At 60.2% G+C, this 21,564-nt stretch carries 18 protein-coding genes; 1 reads left to right on the top strand and 17 read right to left on the bottom strand.

The genetic code is table 11. From position 1 onward, the window contains the following. Positions 1–60 precede the first annotated feature (60 nt). Positions 61–828, top strand: a complete 768-nt coding sequence (locus ONB52_18600; GenBank protein ID MDZ7418144.1) for a glucose 1-dehydrogenase — start codon at positions 61–63, stop codon at positions 826–828. A gap of 106 nt (positions 829–934) precedes the next feature. Here the strand turns inward: ONB52_18600 and ONB52_18595 are convergent, their stop codons facing one another. The 17 genes from ONB52_18595 to ONB52_18515 all read right to left on the bottom strand — a co-directional run bounded on the left by ONB52_18595 (position 935) and on the right by ONB52_18515 (position 21,486). Continuing rightward, on the bottom strand, positions 935–1,957 hold the full coding sequence (locus ONB52_18595; GenBank protein ID MDZ7418143.1) for a hypothetical protein: 1,023 nt from the start codon (positions 1,955–1,957) through the stop codon (positions 935–937). Between the two features lie 32 nt (positions 1,958–1,989). After that, a complete protein-coding gene (locus ONB52_18590; GenBank protein ID MDZ7418142.1) occupies positions 1,990–3,651 on the bottom strand; it encodes a tetratricopeptide repeat protein in 1,662 nt (553 codons plus the stop codon). A gap of 7 nt (positions 3,652–3,658) precedes the next feature. After that, positions 3,659–4,609: a substrate-binding domain-containing protein gene (locus ONB52_18585; GenBank protein MDZ7418141.1), complete on the bottom strand. Its 951-nt coding sequence runs from the start codon at positions 4,607–4,609 to the stop codon at positions 3,659–3,661. Beyond that, a complete protein-coding gene (locus ONB52_18580) occupies positions 4,578–4,808 on the bottom strand; it encodes a hypothetical protein (protein ID MDZ7418140.1) in 231 nt (76 codons plus the stop codon). Before ONB52_18580 ends, ONB52_18585 begins: the two co-directional genes overlap by 32 nt. 5 nt (positions 4,809–4,813) lie before the next feature. After that, positions 4,814–5,548 (bottom strand): energy transducer TonB, encoded by a 735-nt coding sequence (locus ONB52_18575; protein ID MDZ7418139.1) that lies wholly within the window; start codon positions 5,546–5,548, stop codon positions 4,814–4,816. 14 nt (positions 5,549–5,562) lie between these two features. Continuing rightward, the gene (locus ONB52_18570) at positions 5,563–6,132 is read right to left on the bottom strand and encodes a biopolymer transporter ExbD (GenBank protein ID MDZ7418138.1); all 570 of its coding nucleotides are present in this window, start codon (positions 6,130–6,132) and stop codon (positions 5,563–5,565) included. A gap of 12 nt (positions 6,133–6,144) precedes the next feature. Continuing rightward, positions 6,145–6,612 carry a biopolymer transporter ExbD gene (locus ONB52_18565; protein MDZ7418137.1) on the bottom strand — a complete coding sequence of 156 codons (468 nt, stop codon included), beginning with the start codon at positions 6,610–6,612 and terminating at the stop codon, positions 6,145–6,147. A gap of 23 nt (positions 6,613–6,635) precedes the next feature. After that, positions 6,636–7,364, bottom strand: coding sequence for a MotA/TolQ/ExbB proton channel family protein (locus tag ONB52_18560; GenBank protein MDZ7418136.1), 729 nt, complete (start codon positions 7,362–7,364; stop codon positions 6,636–6,638). 42 nt (positions 7,365–7,406) lie between these two features. After that, positions 7,407–7,748: an STAS domain-containing protein gene (locus ONB52_18555; protein MDZ7418135.1), complete on the bottom strand. Its 342-nt coding sequence runs from the start codon at positions 7,746–7,748 to the stop codon at positions 7,407–7,409. Positions 7,749–8,303: 555 nt separating this feature from the next. Beyond that, on the bottom strand, positions 8,304–9,623 hold the full coding sequence (locus ONB52_18550; GenBank protein ID MDZ7418134.1) for a sigma-54 dependent transcriptional regulator: 1,320 nt from the start codon (positions 9,621–9,623) through the stop codon (positions 8,304–8,306). 41 nt (positions 9,624–9,664) lie between these two features. Continuing rightward, positions 9,665–11,641, bottom strand: coding sequence for an ATP-binding protein (locus ONB52_18545; protein ID MDZ7418133.1), 1,977 nt, complete (start codon positions 11,639–11,641; stop codon positions 9,665–9,667). Between the two features lie 173 nt (positions 11,642–11,814). After that, the gene (locus tag ONB52_18540) at positions 11,815–12,837 is read right to left on the bottom strand and encodes a DUF4837 family protein (GenBank protein MDZ7418132.1); all 1,023 of its coding nucleotides are present in this window, start codon (positions 12,835–12,837) and stop codon (positions 11,815–11,817) included. Between the two features lie 10 nt (positions 12,838–12,847). After that, positions 12,848–13,717, bottom strand: coding sequence for a class I SAM-dependent methyltransferase (locus tag ONB52_18535; protein ID MDZ7418131.1), 870 nt, complete (start codon positions 13,715–13,717; stop codon positions 12,848–12,850). 120 nt (positions 13,718–13,837) lie between these two features. Beyond that, positions 13,838–14,908: a glycosyltransferase family 2 protein gene (locus tag ONB52_18530; protein MDZ7418130.1), complete on the bottom strand. Its 1,071-nt coding sequence runs from the start codon at positions 14,906–14,908 to the stop codon at positions 13,838–13,840. Positions 14,909–14,912: 4 nt separating this feature from the next. Then, positions 14,913–17,729 carry a DUF2723 domain-containing protein gene (locus ONB52_18525; protein ID MDZ7418129.1) on the bottom strand — a complete coding sequence of 939 codons (2,817 nt, stop codon included), beginning with the start codon at positions 17,727–17,729 and terminating at the stop codon, positions 14,913–14,915. A 107-nt stretch (positions 17,730–17,836) separates the two neighbouring features. Further along, on the bottom strand, positions 17,837–19,972 hold the full coding sequence (gene recG / locus ONB52_18520) for an ATP-dependent DNA helicase RecG (GenBank protein ID MDZ7418128.1): 2,136 nt from the start codon (positions 19,970–19,972) through the stop codon (positions 17,837–17,839). Between the two features lie 152 nt (positions 19,973–20,124). Further along, entirely contained in the window at positions 20,125–21,486 is a 1,362-nt protein-coding gene (locus tag ONB52_18515) for a DUF4139 domain-containing protein (GenBank protein MDZ7418127.1), read from the bottom strand. Positions 21,487–21,564: the final 78 nt, after the last annotated feature.

Raw genomic sequence — 21,564 nt, 5'->3', positions numbered from 1 at the left:
CTACAAAAATTAACGTAACAGTGCAGTAGTACCAATCACACCCTTTCAGATGAACTTCTCATGCAACAGAACACGCGATTCGATCTGACCGGCAAGGTGGCCTTGATCACCGGTGCCAGCAAAGGTATCGGTGCGGCGATTGCCCGTGGTCTGGCGGAGTGTGGCGCCCGCGTCGTGGTGAGCAGCCGCAAACTGGAGGCCGTGGAAGCAGTGGCGCAAACCCTGCGGCAGGCCGGTCACCAGGCAGCCGCCCTGGCCGCGCACCTGGGGCGAATGGAGGAAGCTCGCGCTTTAGTGGATCAGGCGCAGGCGCTGTTCGGCGGGCTCGATATCCTCGTCAACAACGCCGCCATCAGTCCAGTGCTGGGGCCGTTGCTCAGCCTGGAGGAGGGTCTGTTCGACAAGATCATGGCGGTGAACGTCAAGGGGCCATTGGAATTGTGCAAGCGGGCGCATCCGGTGCTGGCAAAACGCGGTGGGGGCGCCATCATCAATCTCGCCAGTGTGGGCGCGCTTTCGCCCGAGCCGCTGCTCGGCCTCTACAGCGCGAGCAAGGCGGCGCTGGTCACCTTGACAAAGGTGATGGCACGCGAATGGGGCAGGGATGGCATTCGCGTCAACGCCATCTGCCCGGGGCTGATCAAAACCCGCTTCAGCGCCGCTCTCTGGCAGAATGAGGAGATCGCCGGGCGGGTATTGCAGCAGCAGGCGATTCCGCGGTTGGGAGTGCCGGAAGACGTGGTTGGGCTTGCGATCTTTCTGGCCACGGACGCCGCGGCGCTCTGCACCGGCGGCGTGTATCTGGTGGATGGCGGCTACACGATTTAATCCCCGGCGGGGGCATGCCGCGCGGGTAAAATGAAAAAAGCCGGAAGCAGATCTGCTTCCGGCTTTTTGTTTCACACTCGCGCGCCCACAACCACCGGCACACCGCTTATTTGATTTTCAAAGAAGCCACCACCTTCTCGAAGGCTGGCAGAAAATCCGCGCGCCTGGTCTGATCATAATTCAGAATGATGCGATAAATCTTGTCGTTCTTCACCACGAAGTAGACCCGGCTCTCGATGCCGCGCATCGGCGAATAGTTGCGGTAGATGGCGGGATTGCCGTCAATGGTGGTCGTGCTTTGGCCCCTGCCCTTGAAGAATTTTTCGTTCTGGGCGAAGACCTTCTCCACCGTCAGACCCTGGGCCGGCAGGATATCGAGCTGCACGGTGCAATCCTGGCGGTAGCCCTTCAACTGCAGGGAAAACTCCACCGGTGCTTTGGGACGCAGCAGATTGGCGCTGAAATTGTCCGGATGGTGCAGGCTGAGGCGTTCATTGGCAAACTCGGTAAATTCCGCCGAGGGTAGACTGGGATCGGCCGCCGCGGCCGCAGCCCGCTTGGTGGGCAGCTTGAGAGTGGCGAGCAGGGTGTCGGCCGCCGCGCGATACGGCTCAAAAAAATCATTGAACGCGGCATACTCGATGGTGTACAGGACGGAATCCTTCAGTGCCATCACATGAATCACATGCTTGCGCGTTTCCCTGTCATACGCGCCGCTGAAGACGATCTGCTTGGCTGCCGTGCTGTCGATGATTTTGTCATCAACCGACTTGATCTGGAACCCCTCGGTCTCGCGATCCTGCTTGAAGGAGTTGGCATATTGTTCGAGTGCCTGCAGGGTATCCAGCCGCTGATAACTCACAGAGAGGAGGGCGCCGTCTTTGCCGGTCTTGGAAGTGGGGTTGTAGAATTTGTCGATGACATCGGGATCATTTGACGAATAGATGTTGACCTTGCCGCCTTCCTCCACGATGTGCCAGCCGGCGGGATAGCTGAAGGTTCCCTTGAAATAGGGATTCTGATAGCGCTCATATCCGGTCACCGGGGGAATCACCGGTTTGGATGAGCAGTTGTACAACAGCAGCAGGGCAAACACCCCGGCCAACAGTTTGCCGATCTTCTTGAACATGACACCTTCCTCCTTGCGCAATCAGCCAACGGTTATTGTCCCAACAATTTCAACCCTTCCAATGCATCTTTATGTCCGGGACTCAATTTCAAAACGCGGTTGTATTCCCGCCTGGCATCCTCGCGCTTGTTTTGCAGCGCATAGGCCTGCGCCAGCCAGAGATGTGTTTGATAATCGTTGTCATCGAGCTTCAATGAAGCGAGCAGATAGTTTTCCGCGGCGGGATATTTTTTATCCAGCAGGTTGAGGAAGCCGAGCTGCCGGTTGGCTTCGGCCAGTTCGGCCCGATATTTTTCCCGCGCGCTGTCGCCCGTGGCGATCACCATTTCGTATTGCTTGCGCGCCTCCTCCACGGAGTCGACCTGGCTCAGGCACAGGCCGAGGGAATTGCGGCCGCGCAGATATTTGGGCTGCAGCGTCAGCGCCTTGCGCAAACCGGCGCGTGCCTCGTTCCACTGCCGCAGCGCCATCTTGCAGTTGGCATAATTGATGTAGGTGCTCGCCATCGCCGGCGAATCCGGATCCTTGACGAACTCCTTTTCGAACATGTTGGCGGCGATATCGAATTTCTTCAACCGCATGTAGAGCGCACCGATGTCGCTGTACAGATTCCACTGACTGGGATCCCTGACCACCACTTTTTCATAGGTCAGGGCCGCCAGCGAATCCTGCCGGGTCTCGGCGTAGGAGCGGCCCAGCCGCTTCAGATCGTCGACACTGAGCGTGTCGAGCGCACTCAGCCGCTGGTAGGCGGCGATCGCTTCGGGGTACTTCTTGAGTTCCGCCTGGGAGGCAGCCAGCACCCGCATCGCATTGATCGCTTTGGGGTCCCTCTGCAGGATGTGTTGCGCCGCTTCGGCCGATTCTTGATACTGCCGGCTTTGAAACATGGCTTCCATGTAAAGCGGCCATGCTTCCTCCACCTGCGGGAAACGGCGGACGTGAGTCTTGTACACCCGGGCCGCTTCGCGCGGCAATTTAGCCGCCACGTAGATTTTCCCGAGCTCGAACAGCGCCGCTTGATTGGTGGTGTCCAGGCTGGTCAGGCGCTCATAGGTGCGCGCGGCTTCAGTGTAGCGTCGTTCTTTATAATAGGCTTTGGCAAGTTTGTGATGCAGCGCGGCCTGCAGCGAATCGATTTCCAGCGATTTCTCATACTGCAGAATGCCCATGCCGGTGCTCCCCATCCTGGCATAAGCATCGCCCAAACCTTCATAGGCGGCCGAATTTTGAGGATCGGCTTCCTTGGCGAGCGTATAGGTTGCGACCGCCTGCTCGATCGAATCCGCCGCCAGGTAAACTTCTCCGAGTTGTGTCAACAGCGCGGCATTGTTCTTGGTGTTCTTGCGGCCGTTTTTCAGGGTTTTGAAGGCGAGCGCAAAATCTTTTTGGGCAACGGCGCCCTTGGCGACCAGAATGTATCCCAGCGGATTCTTGTTGTCAACATCGATGACCGTCTGCCCCACCACGATGGCGGAATCCGGCCGGCCAGCCTGCAAATGGGTTTCACCGAGCAACTCCCATGCGGCCAAATCGCGCGGGTTCCCTGTCACGGCCTGACGCAAGAGAGCCAGGGCCTCAGTGGTCTTGCCGCGTCCCAGCAGGGCTTTGGCCTCGGCGGTCTTGCCCTGGCTCCAGGCTGCAGTGGCCATGCCGGACACCAGCAGTACAATCAGAGAAAGGTATCGTCTCATTATGCGTCTAACCCTGTTTGAGCTGGACCAAACGCACGGGCATGGTGGCAGGAACCAGCCCGGCATCCAGGATGATTTTTTGTCCGGGGCCGCTGGCAACGAAGGTGATGAAACCGGTGGCCACACTGCGGCCCTCTGCCGTCCAATAGAAATAGACCGGATAATGCAGGGGGTAGAGGCCTTTGTAGATGTAGGCCTGGTGCAGTTGCACGGGCCGGCTGACGCCGGTGGAGTCAACATGCTCGACCGCCAGCACCCGCACCGTGGTGGTGGAATCATGCGGCACGGGATGCCCCAGACTGTCAGCCAGGCAACTCAACGAAACCACTCCGGCCGCGCGCGGCCGGGTGGCGACATACCGCAGGACCTCATTTTGGTTGGCAGCAAGATGGTTGGGTATGAAGTCCACTTGCGAGGGGAAAAAATGACTGTGCAGCAGCTCGTAGGGTCCGGAGTTGCGGCCGGTCAGGCAGAGATCAATGGCACCCGACCATTTCGCCTCCGGGATTTCGCTCCAATCTTTCGCCGCGCGCCGCAAGATCTTCGCAAGGGACTGTTGCGAAATCCGGGTGATGGGATTCTGCTTGTGGGTGATGATGGCCAGTGCGTCTTCCGCAATGCGCAGGTGGCGGACATCCAGCCCGGCTTCCTTCACCACCCGCTCTTCCTCTTCATTGAATTTCCGGTCGATGACAATGACGTTGACACTGTCATTGACCAAATGCACAATCGCCTCTCGCGTCGAGGTGGCGTGCACCGTCATCATGCCCTTGGGATACAGGCTGTGAAAGCGCTCCGCTTCCCGCAGCATCAGACGGTAGTGGGAATCATTGACCAACATGACCGCCGAACCCCGTGTCGGATTCTCCGTCTCTTCCAGGGAGCATCCCGCCAGGCCGGCGAGCACCAGGGCTGGCCACAATTTTCTAATCATCATCGCGAGAGGATTGCGCAGCATGAAAACGCATCATTGCCAGACGGTAGACACCCATCAACAGCGCCACGATGCCAAACATCACCCGCAGTTCCAGCGGAATATAAGGCGGTAAAACGGACAGGCCCGGGAACAGGAGTCCCACGAAGATCAGGAACGCCAGCCCGAGTGTCACAACGACTACCGTGTAGGCCAGCAGGTCTGCAATTCTCAGCTTGGCCACGCCACTCACTTTCCCGCCAGTTTGAAGCGGAAGGGAATGGAGATCCACACCGAGACCGGCCCGTTTTGCTGCAATGCCGGGGTAAACACCCACTGCATGGCGGCATCAATGGCCGCTTGATTGAAAATCTCCGCGTCGCTCTTCTGCACCACCGCCTTGCGCACCTTGCCTTCTTTGTCAACCCACACCTTCAGCCACACCGTGCCCTCCAGGCCGGCTTTGCGGGCAATCTCCGGGTAGACGGGAGTGGGCTTCTTGATGGCAACCGGTTCCTTCTCGAACGGCACGAAGTCCGGTGGCGGGCCATCCTCTTCGATTTTGATGTCCTGTTCGAAGACGACTTCCCCGCCGGTGCCCGTGCCTTCGCCAATCGGACCAACAGCCTGCGCCATTTCCTCCTGGGAGGCAAAAGTCTGCTCCGGGCTGACCTCGGCATCCGGCACCGGCACCGGGATGCCGACGCTCGGCCGGACCGCGGGCGCTGAGATGGCAACCGCGGGCGCCGCGCTTTGGTTGGTAAGCGAGGGCGGCGGGCCCAGTTCGCTGTACTTCATGATGCGAACCGTCACCACCGGCTCTTCCTCCTCCGGAAACAAAAGAGGAATGCCGTAATAAGCGCCCAGCACGGAGCCGTGAAGCACGGCGGCAATGATCAGGCCGCGCACAACATATTTCTTGTAGTCCCGCACCAGCTCCGGCGCGCCATAGGGAAAGAGTTGCTCCAACAAAACATCCGCCATGTGATTCTCCCTGGTTATGGACCAACGGCTTGCACCGGCGGGCCGGTATATCCAGCTTTTTCCATCAGCTTCTGGTCTTCGGGCAGCATCGGCGCAATGCTGAAGCGCGAAATGTTGGCAAGATTCAGCTCGTCGATGATGTCCACCAGCATGGTGTAGGTGCCTTCGCGGTGAACCTTGATCAGGGTAATAAGCTTGGGATTGGCGCGGTTGCGCTCCTCCATCAACTGGCGGAACTTGGCGAGCGCACGGGGCTTCTTGTCCGGGTCTTTGAGATCCGCGCCCGGCACCACCACTTCCGGCACATCATTCCCCATGCTGCAATACACCGTGCCGTCGGGCACGACCCGCACCGTCAGCAGATTGGACTCGGCCACATCGACCTTGGTTTCATCGGGCGGCAGGTTGATCTCCATCGTTTGTGGCTTGCTGAACACGGTGGTCAGCATGAAGAAGGTCAACAACAGGAAGGCCACGTCCACCATCGGCGTCATGTCGATGCGGATGCCCAGGCGGCGTTTTTTCTTGTGCTTCTTTCCGGCCCGGGCATGACTTCTCGATTCGCCACTTTCAACGGCAGCCATAGTCAATCTCCCTCAGGTTCTCTCGATGTCGGTCACGAGGTTGAACCGCGTGATGTTGGTTTTTTGCAGCGTGTTCATGACGTCTTCGATGGCGCCATAGGGAGCATCCTTGTCAGCCTTGACCACGGTGCGCAGCTTGGGGTTGCGGATGCGCGCCTGGATCATCAACTTGGCCAGCGTTTCCTTGTCCGCCACCTGGGTGCTCAATTTCAGGCGATACTCCGGCCCGAACACCGCGGCCCGCAACTGCTGGGAGTCCAGCCCGAGATGGATCGTGCCGTCATTGGTCACCGTGACCGTCATCACGTCGCTCTCCGGCAGCTTGATCACCGAGTGCGAGCTGGGGATGATGACCGACACGTCCTCCTGCGGCCGAAACTGGGTGGTGAGCATGAAGAAGGTGAGCAGCAGGAAAGCCACGTCCACCATCGGCGTCATGTCGATTTTGATGCCGACTCTGGCTTTTTTGATTTTGGGCATGGTTGTGCCTCGCGTGGTTGCTTTTACTTGTTCCCGCTGCGCAGCGCCAGCGTCTGCACGATGTTGTAGCTCGCTTCGTCGATCATGTAGGTGAAGTTGTCCACGCGGGTGGTGAAGATGTTGTAGAACACGATGCCGAGGATGGCCGCGAAGATGCCGCCCGCGGTGTTGATCAACGCCTCGGAAATACCGAGCGAGAGCTGCACCGCATCCGGCACGCCGGCCTGCGCCATGGCTTTGAACGCGCGAATCATGCCGATCACCGTGCCGAACAGACCCACCATGGTGGCGATGGAGGCGATGGTGGACAAAATCACCAGATTCTTCTCAAGCAACGGCACTTCCAGAAGCATAGCCTCTTCAATGGCGTGCTGCACGTCCGCCATGATCTCCTTCTGCTCCCGCACCTTGCCCTCACTCTGCAGCTCCTTGTAACGCGCCAGACCGTTGCGGATGACATTGGCGCAGGAGCCGCGCTGACGGTCGCACGCTTCGATGGCACCGTCGATGTTGCCGGCGTGAATTTCCTGCTGCACTTTCTTCAGAAAGAGAGTCATCGAGCCGCGGCCCTCGGCGCGCTTCAACGAGAACATGCGTTCGAAAATGAAGGTGATGACCATGATCGTCAGCGCGATCAAAACCGAAACGATCGGACCGCCGTCGCGAATGAATTTGGGCAGTTGCGTGTAAATGGCAATCCCGATGATCAGTGCAATCACCATCACCGCAATGATGAAGAAACCTTGCTTCATGATGCCTCCGCGATTGAGTGGCTTGGTTGAAGTGAGAATGAATTACATGTTCATAATGGCCGCATCACGGGTCTCTTCGACATCGAAGACACTCGTGAGTTTGGTGATCACAAAGACGTTCTGCACACTTTTCCCCATGTTGCACAGCTTGATTTTTCCCTGGCCCTTGGTGTACATGGCGTGCAAACCCACCAGCGCCCCGATCCCGGTGCTGTTGATGTAGTTCACTCCGCCAAGGTCCACCACGAGCTTGCGATTGCCCTGCTCGAACAGATCCTTGGCCTTTTCTTTCAGCTCGTCCGTCTCCTTGCCGCCAATGATCGAGCCGCGCGGCTCCAACACGGCAATTTCAAGGTTGTTGAGAGTGGTGACTTTGACTGACATAGGAGGATCCTTGCAAAAAACTTTGCCCGTTCGACCCTGTGCGCTGCGCGCGTGAAATTATTTTCACACCTTTTGGCAAAGCTGATGCCACTGCCGCAGCGGACGATGGCTCAATCACAACTCATTAATTTTTAAAAACCGGTTCTCCCATTCAATCAGCCAACAAGTTGAAAAATGCAAGACGATTTTCGAGCAAGCCCCATTGCGTCAGCCTAATTGTTTAAGTTTTTAAACAGATAAGTCACCTTGCAATTTGCAATGGGGGCAAACTGCAGATCGTCAAGCTGTCCTGCCAAGCCTGGCTGAACGAAAATTCAATTTTGACGGATCAAAGCAGAAAAGGGGGGGGACTGGCGAAAGGTCGAAAGCGCAAAGGGACGGGCAGAAAAAAATCCCGGTAAAATTCCCCCTGGAAAACCGAGGAAAAATCGCATTCTGGTCAATGAATCGTTCGGCAGATGCCCCGCTGCAGTGGTGACATTGGGTCGGTTGGCCGGCAATGGGAAGGACGGTCGCTTCGTCAGACAGCAACCGCTCCACGGGGCACGCCGCCGGTCACAACCCGTATTTCTTGCGTTTGCGCCACAGCGTGGCAGGGTCAATGCCCAAAATCTGCGCCGCCTCGTCGTAGTCGCGCGCATGCTGCAACACCCGCTTGATGTGCAGCTTCTCCATTTCCTCGAGCGAGAGCGCGGATTGCGGCTTTTCGAGCGTCGAACGCACTTCTTCGGGGAGATGATCGAGCGTGATGACATGATTCTTGGCGAGCAAAACGGCGCGCTCGATCACGTGCTCCAGCTCCCGCACATTGCCGCTCCAGCGATAGACGCGCAGCGCTTGTGCCGCCTCCGGTGCCAGCTCGATGACATTGGCCGGCGAGAATTTTCGCAGGAAGTGCTGGATCAACAACGGAATGTCCTCCGGGCGCTCGCGCAACGGCAGCAGCTTCAGCCGCATGGTGTTCAGGCGGTAGAACAAATCTTCGCGAAAGGTACCCTCTTTCAGGGCTTCATCCAGATTTTTGTTGGTGGCGGCGATCACCCGCACATCCACCCGGGTGGTCTTGCTCTCGCCCACCCGTTCGAATTCCTTGTTTTGCAGCACGCGCAGCAGCTTGGCCTGGATGGCGGGGGAGAGTTCGGCGATTTCATCGAGAAAAATCGTGCCGCCGTCCGCCAGCGCGAAGCGGCCCTGGCGGTCTTTCACCGCACCGGTGAAGGCGCCTTTGACATGGCCAAACAGCTCGCTTTCGAGCAGATTTTCCGGCAGTGCCGCACAATTGACCTTGACGAAGGGCCGGCCGGCACGCGGACTTTTTTGATAGATGAGCTGCGCCACCAGCTCTTTGCCGGTGCCGCTTTCCCCCTCGATCAACACGCTGATGTTGCTTTCGGCCACACGGCTGGCGAGATCGAGCATCTCCAGCATGCTCCGGTTGCGTGTGATGAACTCGCCGCTGCCGCGCTGCGCCGCCACCTGCTCCCGCAGCTCGCGCACTTCGCGCATCAGCTCGTGATGTTCCCACGCTTTTTGTGCGAAGATTTGCAGCTCTTTGTAATCGAACGGTTTTTGCAAATAGTGATAGGCACCCTTCTTGATCGTTTCAACCGCGCTGTCGATCGAGCCGTGCGCGGTGATGATGACCACGGTCGTCTCCGGCGAGTGGCGCTTGATCTCCGCCAGGATTTCCAGACCGTCCATCGGGCCCATCTTCAAATCGACGAAGGCGAGGTCGAATTTTTCCTGTTGCAAGGTCTCCAGCACTTCCTGCGGCTTGGACAGCAGCCGCGAGTGAAAGCCGATGGCCTCGAAGCAAATGCCCATGGTCTTGAGAATGTTGGTCTCGTCGTCAACGACCAGCACTTTGGGAGGCATGATGCACACACCAGAAATCAAAAGTTGCCGCCGCACCGGTGTTACTTCGCCGCCAGCACCAGCGTGGCAGAACGCGCCGCCGGTTCCTCCGGCAGCCCCTGCGGCGTCACCGGAATGGTGAAATTGAAGCGGCTGCCGCGCCCGACCTCGCTTTCCACCCAAATCCTGCCGCCGTGCGCCTCCACCACTTCCTTGGCGATCGCCAGGCCCAGGCCGACGCTGCCCGGGGTGGCATCGGTCGGCTCCTTCACCTGCACGAATTTTTCGAAGATCGCCTCCAGCGCATCGGCGGGGATGCCGCGGCCGGTGTCGGCCACGCACACTTGAATCTCGCCGTTCGCGCGCGCGGCGCTGATGGTGACCTTGCCGTGGCTGGGGGTGTAACGCAGTGCATTGCTCACCAGATTGTTGATCACCCAGGAGAGCTTTTCCTGATCACCGGGCACCTCCGGCAGGGAGGGGGGCAGGGCCACTTCCAGCGCCACACCCTTCTCTTCGAACTGCAGCCGCAACGGCCGCAGCGCGTGTTCGAGCAGGCTGTGCAGATTGAGGGCCTCGCTCTTGAGCTTGTAGCGGCCGGATTCCAGCCGCAGGAGATCGAGCAGCTCGCGCACCAGTTTTTTCAGGCGCTCGCAATCATCCTTGGCGGCGTTGAGCAGTTCCCGCTGCCGCGAATTGATCCTGCCCAGCACCTCCTGGGAGAGAATGTCGATCGTCATATTGATCGCGGTGAGCGGGGTGCGAAACTCATGCGACACCGTCGCCATGAACTCCGACTTCATCTGATCGAGGTGTTTGAAACGCGTCACATCCTGCAGCAGCGTCACCACGCCCTGAATCCGGCCCTGCTCATCGGTGATCTGGGTTTGGCGCGGGCGGTAGTAAAAGGTTTTGCCATCGCGCACCACCGCGAGCAGGGTCTCGCCGTCCGGCGTCTGCGGCGCGCGCTCTGCTTCAAAATGCAGGAGGCGGCCAAGCAGCTCGTTGTGCTGCAACAGGGGCAGGGCGCGCTGCGGGTCCTTTTCACCCGGCACGCCGATCATCGCAGCCGCCGCTTCATTCATCAACAAAATCGCATTGTTCTCATCGGTGACGATGATGGGGTCGGCAATGCTTTCCACGATGGTTTCGGATTTCTTCTTCTCGGCGATCAACTGGTGGATGTTCAGCTCTTCATAACTGCGCAGCCGTTCGGTCATCTTGTTGAATTCCCGGCTCAGCTCGCCGATTTCGTCATCGGTGTGAATGTCGATTTTCTGGTTCAAATGGCCTTCGCCGATGCGCCGCACGGTCTGGGTGAGCTGTTTGAGCGGCTTGAGAATGGAGGCGGTGAATTGAATGCTGCCCAGAATGCTGAGCAGGATGGCGATGAACAGGGCGACGATCACGACCTGGGTGGCCTGACTGGTGATGTCGCGGGCGCGGCGGTCCATGCTGCTGATGGCATCCTGGTTGAGCTTCAGCACGGTCTCGCAGTCGCGGCGGATTTTCTGCATCACCGGCTGGATTTCGCTGCGCTGGAAGTTGCGCACGCGGGCATAGGCGCGGCGTTCCTGCACCATGCGATGCAGCGAGTCAGAATCCACCAGGTAGCGGCGGTAGGTGAGAATGATGTTCTCCAGCAGCGCATGCTCGGTCGGTTGCGTGACCGCCTGATTGATCTTCTCGAACCATTGCAGAAATTCGTCACGATTGGCGTTGAACACCGACAGCGCCGATTCCGGGCTGCGGTTGGGGTTGTAGACCACCAGCGAGCGCTCTTCGCTGCGTTCGGTGTTGTACACCACCAGCGTCGAGTCGCCGCTTTGGATGAGCATGGCGAGCTGGGCATTCTCCTGGTTCTCCAGCGCCTTGAGCATGTTTTCCGCAGCCAGCACGTTCTCATAATTCTGCCGCAAAATGCCGCCGACCGAGGTGCTCAATTGCGAAAAATCATGCACAGCAAACACGCTGGTGAGGAGAATGATCGCCAGCAGGATGACATAGCCCAAGGCGATTTTGTAACGAAGACTGTGCATCAGGCTTCAGCGAGGGTTGGTCAGGCGGTTCACTCGCGGGTTTTGTCAAGCTAAAGGGTAATCATGGTTCGTCTCGCCGCGCCTCCCTCCACCCCAATTGTTCCCACGGGGCTTGCGCGTGGCGCGGGCAACTTTGTTTCCGCCGCGCGCGGAAATCGTCGCTCCGCCACCCTCTACTCCGCCGCCCCCTCGGCGGTTTCGCGCAGGCGAAAGCTGCGCGCGATGATCTCCAGCCGCCGCAAATGCGGCACCTTCTCCACTCCCGGGGCGAAGATGGCAATATCGACCAGAAAGACGGCATGCCGCGCCGGGTCAGGAATGGCCCAACACTGAAACGGTCCGCCGGCGATCTTGACCTCGTTCTCCCACAAGCCGCGCACTACCAGCGCCGGCCGGCCGGCAAACACGGTGGTGGCGGCAGACAGATCGTGCGTGGCGACGCGGTCGCCTTCATAATATTTTTCGCCGATGGTGTCACGCCACGCGATTACCTCCGCCAGCGTGGGCAGTTCTGCCGCCGTTGCCTCCCGCCAAGCCACGAACAGCCAGCGTTCCGGCGAGGTGCGCCGCAACATCACAAAACGCCCGGCCGGCAGCTCTTTGAAGATGAAATAATCATGTGGAATGCGCAGCGACCAGCCATACTCACGCTCCAACCGCCGCGCCAGTTCCTGCTGTTCGCGCACGCTGTAAAGCTGCTGTTCGATCTGCGCACGCAGCGGCTGCTCGAACGCCTCGAACAATCCGGCGGCATTCGCGGAGAGGTGTTGCCCCAGCGCCTCCCGCGAGGGCGCCGCCAGAATCAACAGGCGTTGTTGCCGGCGCCACGGATCGTCGGATTGGAACAGGTAACGCTCGCCCTGCAGCGCCTGCTGGCGTTGCGTGGCATCCAGCATGGCCGTCACCTGGCGCGCGGCTTCATTGTCTTCGTGCAAACAGCCCAGCAGGAGCAGGCGCGGCTTGTGCAGGTGGCGACCGAGCTCGGCCACCGGCGCCCATTTCAATTCAAACATCTTTTCCGGCACCGGCGTGGGCAGTTCGCGCTCGAACGCCGCCTGCAACGCCGGTCGCAATGTTTGAAAATCCAGCGAGTCAGCGCAGACGACAATTTCTTTTTCCGAGCCGACGCTGACCGGTTGCTGTTGACATCCGGCCAGCATGCCGGCGGCCGGCAGCAAAAGAATCCATGGCCTCATGACTGGTGTTTCATGCCGTTTGCAAGATTGCCACCAGGGTGGCACCCTTGCAGGAGAAAGGTGATATCCGGCTGCCGGCAAACAGGGAGGCGGCGGTCACCCCGCCGGCGCGCAACAGGCGCAGCGGCAGCCGCGCGGCGCGGCGCCGCCCGGTTTGCCGCTGCAATTGCTCGCTCATCAGGGTGTTGAAAAAAGCATCGAGCGGCAATTGCCGCAGCTCCCGCACCGCGAAACCGCAGGCGTGTGCCAGGCGCGTCAGGGTTGCCGGGGTGAAATGATTGACATGGCGGGGCGTGTCGAGCGCGATCCAATCGGCGCCATAAACGGCGGCATCGAGGCTGGCGAGATTGGGCACGGCGAGGATGAGCACGCCTTCGTCCGCCAGGTATTCGCGCAGCCGCTGCAATACCGCCCGGGGCGCATAGAGATGCTCCAGCACATGCCACAGCGTGATGAGATCGAATCTTCCCGGCGGCAAATCCGCCACACTGCCCACGTGAATGTCGAGTTCAAACTGCCGGCGGCCCCAGTTCGCGGCGCGGGCATCGCGCTCCAAACCCGTCACCCGCCAGCCGGCCGCGCGCATGCAGGCGAGAAACTCGCCGGTGCCGCAACCAACGTCAAGCAGTGCGCCCCCGCTTTTGAGCCGGGCAACCAGCCGCCGCTTCCAGTTGAGATTGCAGCGTCGCAGACCATCGTAGAGTTTCTGCAGGGCCGTCGGCCGGCGTGCCAGGCTGGCGAAGGGCAGATAGGCTTCGTGCTGATAAAAGCGGCCGCTCGCGGCCTCGGTGGGCCGGGGATTGAGATACACCATGCCGCAGTCACGACAGCGTTGCAGGCGGTAAACCGGGCCGTCCGCCAGCGCGAAACGATCGGCCACGCACAGATAAAGCTCGGCGGCCCCACTCTGGCAGAGGGGGCACGCGCAATTTTCGAACTCCGACAACCTTTTCCCTGCTCACTTGAGAGTTTGTAAGTGCGGCCACCGTGGCAGCGCTGCTCACGGCCCGGCAGGCAGTTCGGAGAAGCGCTTTCTGCCGCGCACAAAATATTGCCACACGATGCTGTGTGGATAGAATTTGCGCCGCATAATGGCGGCGGGGAGACGGCGCACACGCTGGCTGGCATGGCGTTGCTGCCACACCTCCGGCAAATGGACAAGCAAATAACCGTATGCTGCCAGAATCACGGCGGCGTGCCGCACGCGCAGGCGCATCAGTTCACGCAGGGTCGCGGCCATGTCCAACAGAAAGCGCAACGGCAAAATCAGGCACAGGCGGGCGGCCTCACTGTTCTTCAGCAGCAGCAGCAGGCCGTTGCGATGATTGAGATAAACCTTGCGCGGCGATTCCGTCTGCAGGGTCGAACCCGCCTGGTGATAAACCACCGCCGCCGGCGTGACGCGCACACGATAGCCGGCAAGGTGCATGCGCCAGTTGAGATCGATCTCTTCCATGTGCGCAAAAAAGCGCTCATCCAACAGCCCGGTCTCCGCCAGGGCGGCTTGCCGCAACAAACAACACGCGCCGCTCGCCCAGAAAATATCGGCTTCCTGGTCATACTGGCCGTGATCGTTTTCCAGGGTGAAGAAGATCCGGCCGCGGCAAAAGGGATAGCCCAGCCAGTCGAGCAGGCCGCCGGCAGCGCCGGCATAATCAAACTGCGGCAGCGGCCCCGGCGCCAGAATCTTCGGCTGGCAGGCGGCAAGGCGATGGTCGCGCTCCATGGCCGCGACCATCGGCGCCAGCCAGCTGGCGGTCACCACGGCGTCGTTGTTGAGCAAAGCGACATATTTCCCCCGGCTCGCCCGCAAACCGAGGTTGCACCCGCCGGCAAAGCCGAGATTGACCGCACTGTTCACGATTTTGACCTCCGGGAACTGCACCGCAACTTCCGCCACACTGCCGTCATCACAGCCATTGTCAACCAGCAGAATTTCCAGCGGCTGATAGACCGTGGTGCGCAAGCTTTGCAAACAGCGCTGCAATATCGCGGCACCGCGCCAGTGTGGAATGACCACCGACACCAGCGGCGCCGCGGTCAGCAGCATGGGCCCGGACGATTGTGCCATGCGCTCAGTGGGAGGGCTGACGGCCGTCCGAGGGACCCGCCGGTGCCGCACTGTCCGATGCCTGGCCGCGCATCTGCTGCAATTGCATGCGCGCGGTCTGATCATCCGGAAAACGTGCCAAAAGTTGCTCTAGCGCGGCGATGGCCTTGTCACGCTCGCCCGTCATGTTGTAAAAGCGCGCCAGCCACTGATAGGGCTCGCGCTGGCCGGACTCCTTTTTGATGATTTCCTGCACCAGCGACTCCGCCAGCGCCCGCTGCCCGCGATAGTTCAGATAATCGGCGAAGGAAAGCCGGTCGCGCAGTTCCTGCAGGCGGGGATATTCGTTCACGACAAAATGGTGGTAGCGTTTGGTCATCTCCTCGGGCCGGCCGGCCTGGGCATACATCATGCCGATGGCCTCGTTGATGCGGAAGTCGCTGGTCGGAATGACCGACTCCGGCATGATCTGGCTCATGCGATCCAGCACCTTCACCACCTGCTCATTCTCACGACGGTAGAGATGATACTGCGCAAGATGCAGAAAAGCGGAACGGTAATTCTGCAGCAGGCTTATGACGTTGTCGTTGTAGTAAACTTTCGGATTGTCGAGATTGCGATAGCGGAACTTTTCGTTGAGATTCGTCCACATCAGCCCGGGATCGACGGTGCCGCGTTCGATCTTCACCGGCAGGACGCGAAATGCCAGGCCGTCCATGCGCATGTAGGGCTCCAGGCCGATTTTGTTTTCGGGCGAGACGGTCACTGCGAAGTAAACCGGACGGCGGAATTGATTGTCCTCCAGAATCCGCAGAATCATGATGTCCTGCACCCGGATGGCGAGGTTTTCGTAAGTGGGCTTCACTTCCAGGCGCATCACGGGGGTCTCTTCCCGGGTGACGTTGGCATCGAGCCGGAGGGCTTCCTGGTAATACTGTTCGTAGATTTCCCCGGGCACGGAGATCGTCACCGTCTTGGTTTTCCACTCGATTGGACGCAGCGCGGCGATGCTGGCGTCCGACATGTAAATCGGCACCTTGGGCTCATCATCGCGGAGCTGCTTGATGTACCAGTCGGTGTTGAGCAGGCTCAGATTGACCACGCGCACGTCCCTGCGGATGTTGTGGACGTATTGCAGGAACCACAGGGGAAAGGTGTCGTTGTCGCCGTTGGTGAAGATGATGGCATTCGGCGCACAGGAGGCGAGGATGTTGTAGGAGTAATCGAAGGCCACATAGTCGCCCTTGCGATTGTGTTCGCGGAAATTGGAAAACCAATCGACACCGGGCAGGATGGAGAACAGCATATTGCCGGGCACCAGCGTGATCAGCAAACCCGCCACCCCGGCGGCCAGGGGGCTGTGCAGCGCGGGCCGGCCGGCCACCGCGCCGGCCGCCGTTGTCTTTTTGCCCTGCAGCAGGTTGTGGGCGTAATCCACCAGCGCGGCCACGCCGATGCCGATCCACAGCGCAAAGGCGAAGAAAGAACCGGTGTAGGCATAGTCCCGCTCCCGCGGTTGGGGGTCATCCTGGTTCAAATAGATCACGATCGCCAGGCCGGTCATGAGGAACAAAGTCAGGATCGGCAGGGCACGGCGCCAATCCTTGTAGAAGTGATAAACCATGCCGAACAGGCCCACCAAAAACGGGATGCCCCACAGGCCGCGCAGCGAGAAGACCTCCACAATCCGGCCCTGTTGATCGAGCGTCGTGCCTTTGCCGATGAATTGCCAGTTGAAATAGCGGATGTACATCTGCTTGATTTGGTACTCCCAGAAAGGCGCCCGTCGCGGCGTGAGATGCACCTCGCCATACTGCTCACGCCGGAGATAACTGACCAGGCGCTCGGCAGTGTCGGGGTTGTTTTCGTCAATGGCCGGATCCAGCGTCGAGCGGATGAAAATCGCGGAGTAGGTGGAGTAACCGATAATGATGAGCAGCACCGACATTGCCGCCATGCCCAACAGACGCTGACGGTTGACCCCTGCCATCGTCACGGCCACCACCAGGGCCGCCAGCACCAGCACCAGTGCGATGACCCCGCCTTGCTCCATGAGCCAGGGCAGGCCCTGCACCAGGCCGTTGTTGATGCCGTAATACATCGTCAAACCGCCGGCGCCGGCCACCGCCAGCATGCGCAGCAGCTCGCCGAAGGCGTCCGCTTTTCGGCCGGTGCGTTGATAGCGCTGGTTGAAGAAGATCATCGCAATGGTGGGCAGGGCGAGCAAATTAAGCAGGTGAACCCCGATGGCCAGCCCGAGCAGATAGAAGATCAGCAGAATGTAGCGGTCGGAGGGGGCGGTTTCCGCTTCATCCTGCCATTTCAAAATGAGCCAGATGACGATGGCGGTGAAGAACATCGAGCCGGCGTAGACTTCCGCCTCCACGGAATTGAACCACTGGCTGTCGGAGAAGGCAAAGCCGAGTGCGCCCACCACGCCGGCGGCATAGAGCGTGATTTTCTCCGCCAGGCTCTCCGGCTCGCGCTTCCAAAAGAGCAGGATGAGGCGCACGATGATGAGATAGGTGAGCATCGCGGTGAAGGCACTGAAGATCGGCGAGATCATATTCACGCGCAGCGCGATGTTGTCGGTGAGCACGCCCGGAATCTGGGCGGGATCCAGACTGGAGTCAACCCCGAACGGCAGCATCGAAAAAACCCGGCCGAGCAGCACGTAAAGCGGCGCACCCGGCGGGTGGGGAATGCCGAGGATGTAGGAGCACGCGATGAACTCGCCGCAATCCCAAAACGGGGTGGTGGGTGCCACCGTCATGGCATAGACGATGAATGAAATGGCAAACACCAGGCTGGCCATCAGGGCGTTCAATTTGCGATGGGGCATTGCAGACTATCTCCTGTTTCCAAAGGTGTCAGAGGTGAAGCACATGCGCGGTGCGGCAATGGCGGCTTCAATCTATCCGTTGACCTGCTCAATGTCAATGTTTGATTTCAGCCGATGTGCAGCGCGGCCAACTGTTCGCGATAATGGCGGAGCAAATGAGCGCGCAACGCGCCATGTTCCGGCCGTTGCAATTGCGGGTCCTGTTTGGCCAGCGCGAAAGCCTCCTCGCGGGCGGCGACCAGCAGGCGGCCATCGGTGATGGGATTGGCAATTTTCAGCCCGGGCAGGCCGTGCTGCCGGGTGCCGAAAAACTCGCCCGGGCCGCGCATTTCCAGATCGGCCTCGGCAATGCGAAAGCCGTCGGTGGTGTCTACCAGCGTTTGCAGCCGTTTGCGCGTCTCTTCGTTCACCGGCTCGTCGGCAATCAGGATGCAATAAGACTGCCGGGGGCCGCGGCCCACGCGGCCGCGCAATTGATGCAGTTGGCTCAGGCCGAAGCGCTCGGCATGTTCAATCACCATCACCGTGGCATTGGGCACATCGACACCGACCTCGATAACCGTGGTTGCCACCAGCACCTTGTGCACTCCCGTCTTGAAGGCCGCCATCACCGCTTCCTTCTCGGCCGCCTTCATGCGGCCATGCAGCAGGGCGGGATGGAGATCGCGAAAGATGCCCTGCCGCAGGGCCTCGTAGCTCTCCCTGGCCGCGGCGAGATCGCTTTTCTCCGTCTCCTCCACCAGCGGAAAAACCACATAGGCCTGCGAATCGTTCAGCACCTCGCGCCGCACGAATTCATAAATCTGCTGCCGCTTGCGCGAGGAACGCCAGGCCGTGCGCACCGGCCGGCGGCCGGCAGGCAACTGGTCGATGATCGATACCTCGAGATCACCGTAAAGCGTCATCGCCAGCGAGCGCGGAATCGGGGTCGCGGTCATCACCAGCACATCCGGCTGTTCGCCCTTCTCGCGCAACGCGGCGCGTTGCAGCACACCGAAGCGGTGCTGTTCATCCACCACCACCAAACCCAGGCGGTGAAACTGCACCCCGCCCTGAATCAGCGCATGCGTGCCGATCACGATGGCCGCCTCGCCGCCCGCGATCATCTCCAATATCCGTTCGCGCTCGCTTTTTTTCCGGCCGCCCACCAGCAGCACGACGTTTACGCCGAGCTGTTCGAGAAGGTGATGGCTGGTGAGATAATGCTGTTCCGCGAGGATTTCCGTGGGGGCCATCAGCGCGGCTTGATAGCCGTTCTCCACCGCCATCAGCATGGCGAGGAGCGCCACCACGGTTTTGCCGGAGCCGACATCGCCCTGCAGCAGACGGTGCATGGGCCGCGGCGCCTTCATATCAGCACGGATTTCGCGCAGCACCCGGCGCTGCGCCTCCGTCAGCTGGAAGGGCAGTTTCTCCACCAATTGCCGCGTGCGTTCGCCCACGGCCGTGAAACTGATGCCCGGTTGCGCCGTGGTGAGCGCGGCCTTGCGACAGGCGAGATAAAGCTCGAGAAAAAACAGTTCATCGAACTTCAGGCGGTGGCGGCCGGCGGCCAGGGCCTGCTCGCTTTCCGGGAAATGAATCTGCACCACCGCCTCGGCGAGCGGCAGCAGGCGGTGACGGCTGCGCAGCTCGGCGGGCAGCGGGTCAACCAGGGTGTGGGCAAAATCATCGACCGCCACGCGCAGCAACCGGCGAAACCCGCGGCTGTCCAGCCCAACCCTGCCCAACGCTTCCGAGGAACGATAAAGCGGGATGATCTTGCCGGTGTGCAGGAAGCGCGCCTCGCCCTCCTCGCCGAGCTTGTCAAAATCCGGGTGGATCATGGCGTAGCCGTCAAAGAACGTGACCTTGCCGTGAAAGGCGACGTTTTCCCCCCGGCTGAAAATCTTCGGCCAGAGATTGGCACGGTTGAACCACACACACTTCATGAAGCCGGTGCCGTCCGCCAGCGTCAGCTCGAAGCGCGGCCGGCGCCCGCCATAGAGGATTTGGCCGGACATGACCTTGCCGACCACCGTGGCTGCCACACCCTCGCGCAAATCACGGCATTGCAGAATGGTGGAACGGTCGAGATAGCGCCGCGGCAAATAAAACAAAAGATCGGCGATCGTTTTGATGCCGATCTTCTCCAGCTCGCGGCTGCGGGTTTCGCCCAAGCCGCGCAAGTAGCGCACGGGCGTGGTGGTTGCCTCCCGGCCTGCACTGGTCAGGGCCGGGGGTGCAATCGTGCTGCGATTCATGGGATCACTGATCCGCTCATCTCTGCGGCGTGCGGGCATGCCTCACCTGGCCACCGGGGCGTCTGGCGATATTCCGGCACGGCGCGGTCGTTGCCTCACAAGACCCGGCGCAGAGGCCGGACGGGAAGATTCCATCCGGCGGACAGGGGGAACTACCAGGTGCGAAAGCAGGTGTAGGTAACTTCCGCCCGGCCGCGCGCCGGCACCGCCAGCGTCCATTCTGCCGTGGTGGCATCCTTCTTGGTGTGTGCCGCGCTCTCGCGGCGGATGGTCCAGTCGCCATGGAAATGCTCGAGCACATTCACCGTCACGGCTTCATCCTTGTGGTTGCGGATTTCGATCTTGACTTCGCTCTCCTCGGCGCGGTCGCCGACTTTGCGCGTGCTCAGCACGGTGCGCTCACCGACGAGATCGAAGGCATCACCGACCTTCAGCCGCACTTCTTCATCCCGTGGCGTATGATCGATGAAATCCTCCCCCACCAAAACTTGCGCTCCGCCTTCGGGCTTGTACAGGCGAAACTTGCCGGCCGGCAACGCCAGCCCCAGACCGTTTTGCTGGCTGTTCTTGAAACGCAGCGTGACTTTGACCTTCCTGGGATCCCGCGAGCCATCGTAGGTGTACTCCTTCTTCACCGGCGTCTGACAGGCAGGAATCAGCTCGATTTGCTTCACCTGACGGTCTTTGAGCGTGGCCGCGCGTCCCAGGGTGTAGAGATGATATTCGAAAAACTCCTTCTCCTCGAAACCGGCGCCGGCCGCCGCCATCATTTCCATGGTCCGCATTTGCCTGGGCAGCGGCCGCGGCACCTCGGCACGATGAATCGAGCCGGCCACCAGCAGCAACTGCGCCTCCGGAAAGGTTGCACCGCAATTGTTTTCAATCGACACCCAGCCCGTCAGGCTCAGGCGGGCGTCATTTTCATGCAGCACGCCGACATATTCGGCATGCCAGGCCAGGCCGGTGGTAAGATAGGAGACTTCGACGCGCTGCCGGGCCGGGCCGTCGTTGGCAACCAGCCACACCAGCGTCGGCCGCGTGATCAAGCCCTCAGGCAGTTTCGGCAAATCCGTGGCCACGATCTCGCTGCTGTTGAGAATTTTGATCGTGCCGTCTTCCGCCTGCAGCACGAGGTTGCCGGCCGCATTCAGCAGCGTGCCGCTGACCGTGCCGCCCTGCCGGGTGCTGAGTTGCACCTTTTGATCCAGGTAGCGCTGCAGAATGCGATCGGCACTCACCAGATCATATTCGAAATTCTGTTCCAGCACGCGCACCGCGGTGGGATGCGACAGCGATTTGAAATGCACGGAAGTGGGGTCGATTTGTGCGGCGACGTCACGAAACGAGCAGACCCCGGCGGGCTTGGGCAGCTCGATCTCGCGCATCTCATGCACCAGCGCGAGATTCTCATTATAGATCGTGACGCGGACATTGCTCTTTTGGGCTTGCACGGCGGTCACACTCAAAATGAAGGTCAACAGCGCGCCAGCGGCGGTGAGTTTTTCGCGGTTCATGGTATTGTTCCGTTCCCGTGGATTCATGCGCCTCAATCCGAGGCAGTCAGTGACTTTTCCGGCTTGGGCCGGGCTGAT

Source organism: candidate division KSB1 bacterium, assembly GCA_034506255.1.
Taxonomy (GTDB): domain Bacteria; phylum Zhuqueibacterota; class Zhuqueibacteria; order Zhuqueibacterales; family Zhuqueibacteraceae; genus Coneutiohabitans; species Coneutiohabitans thermophilus.
Note: the sequence above shows the minus strand (reverse complement) of the source record. Positions and strands in the feature narration are given on the sequence as shown.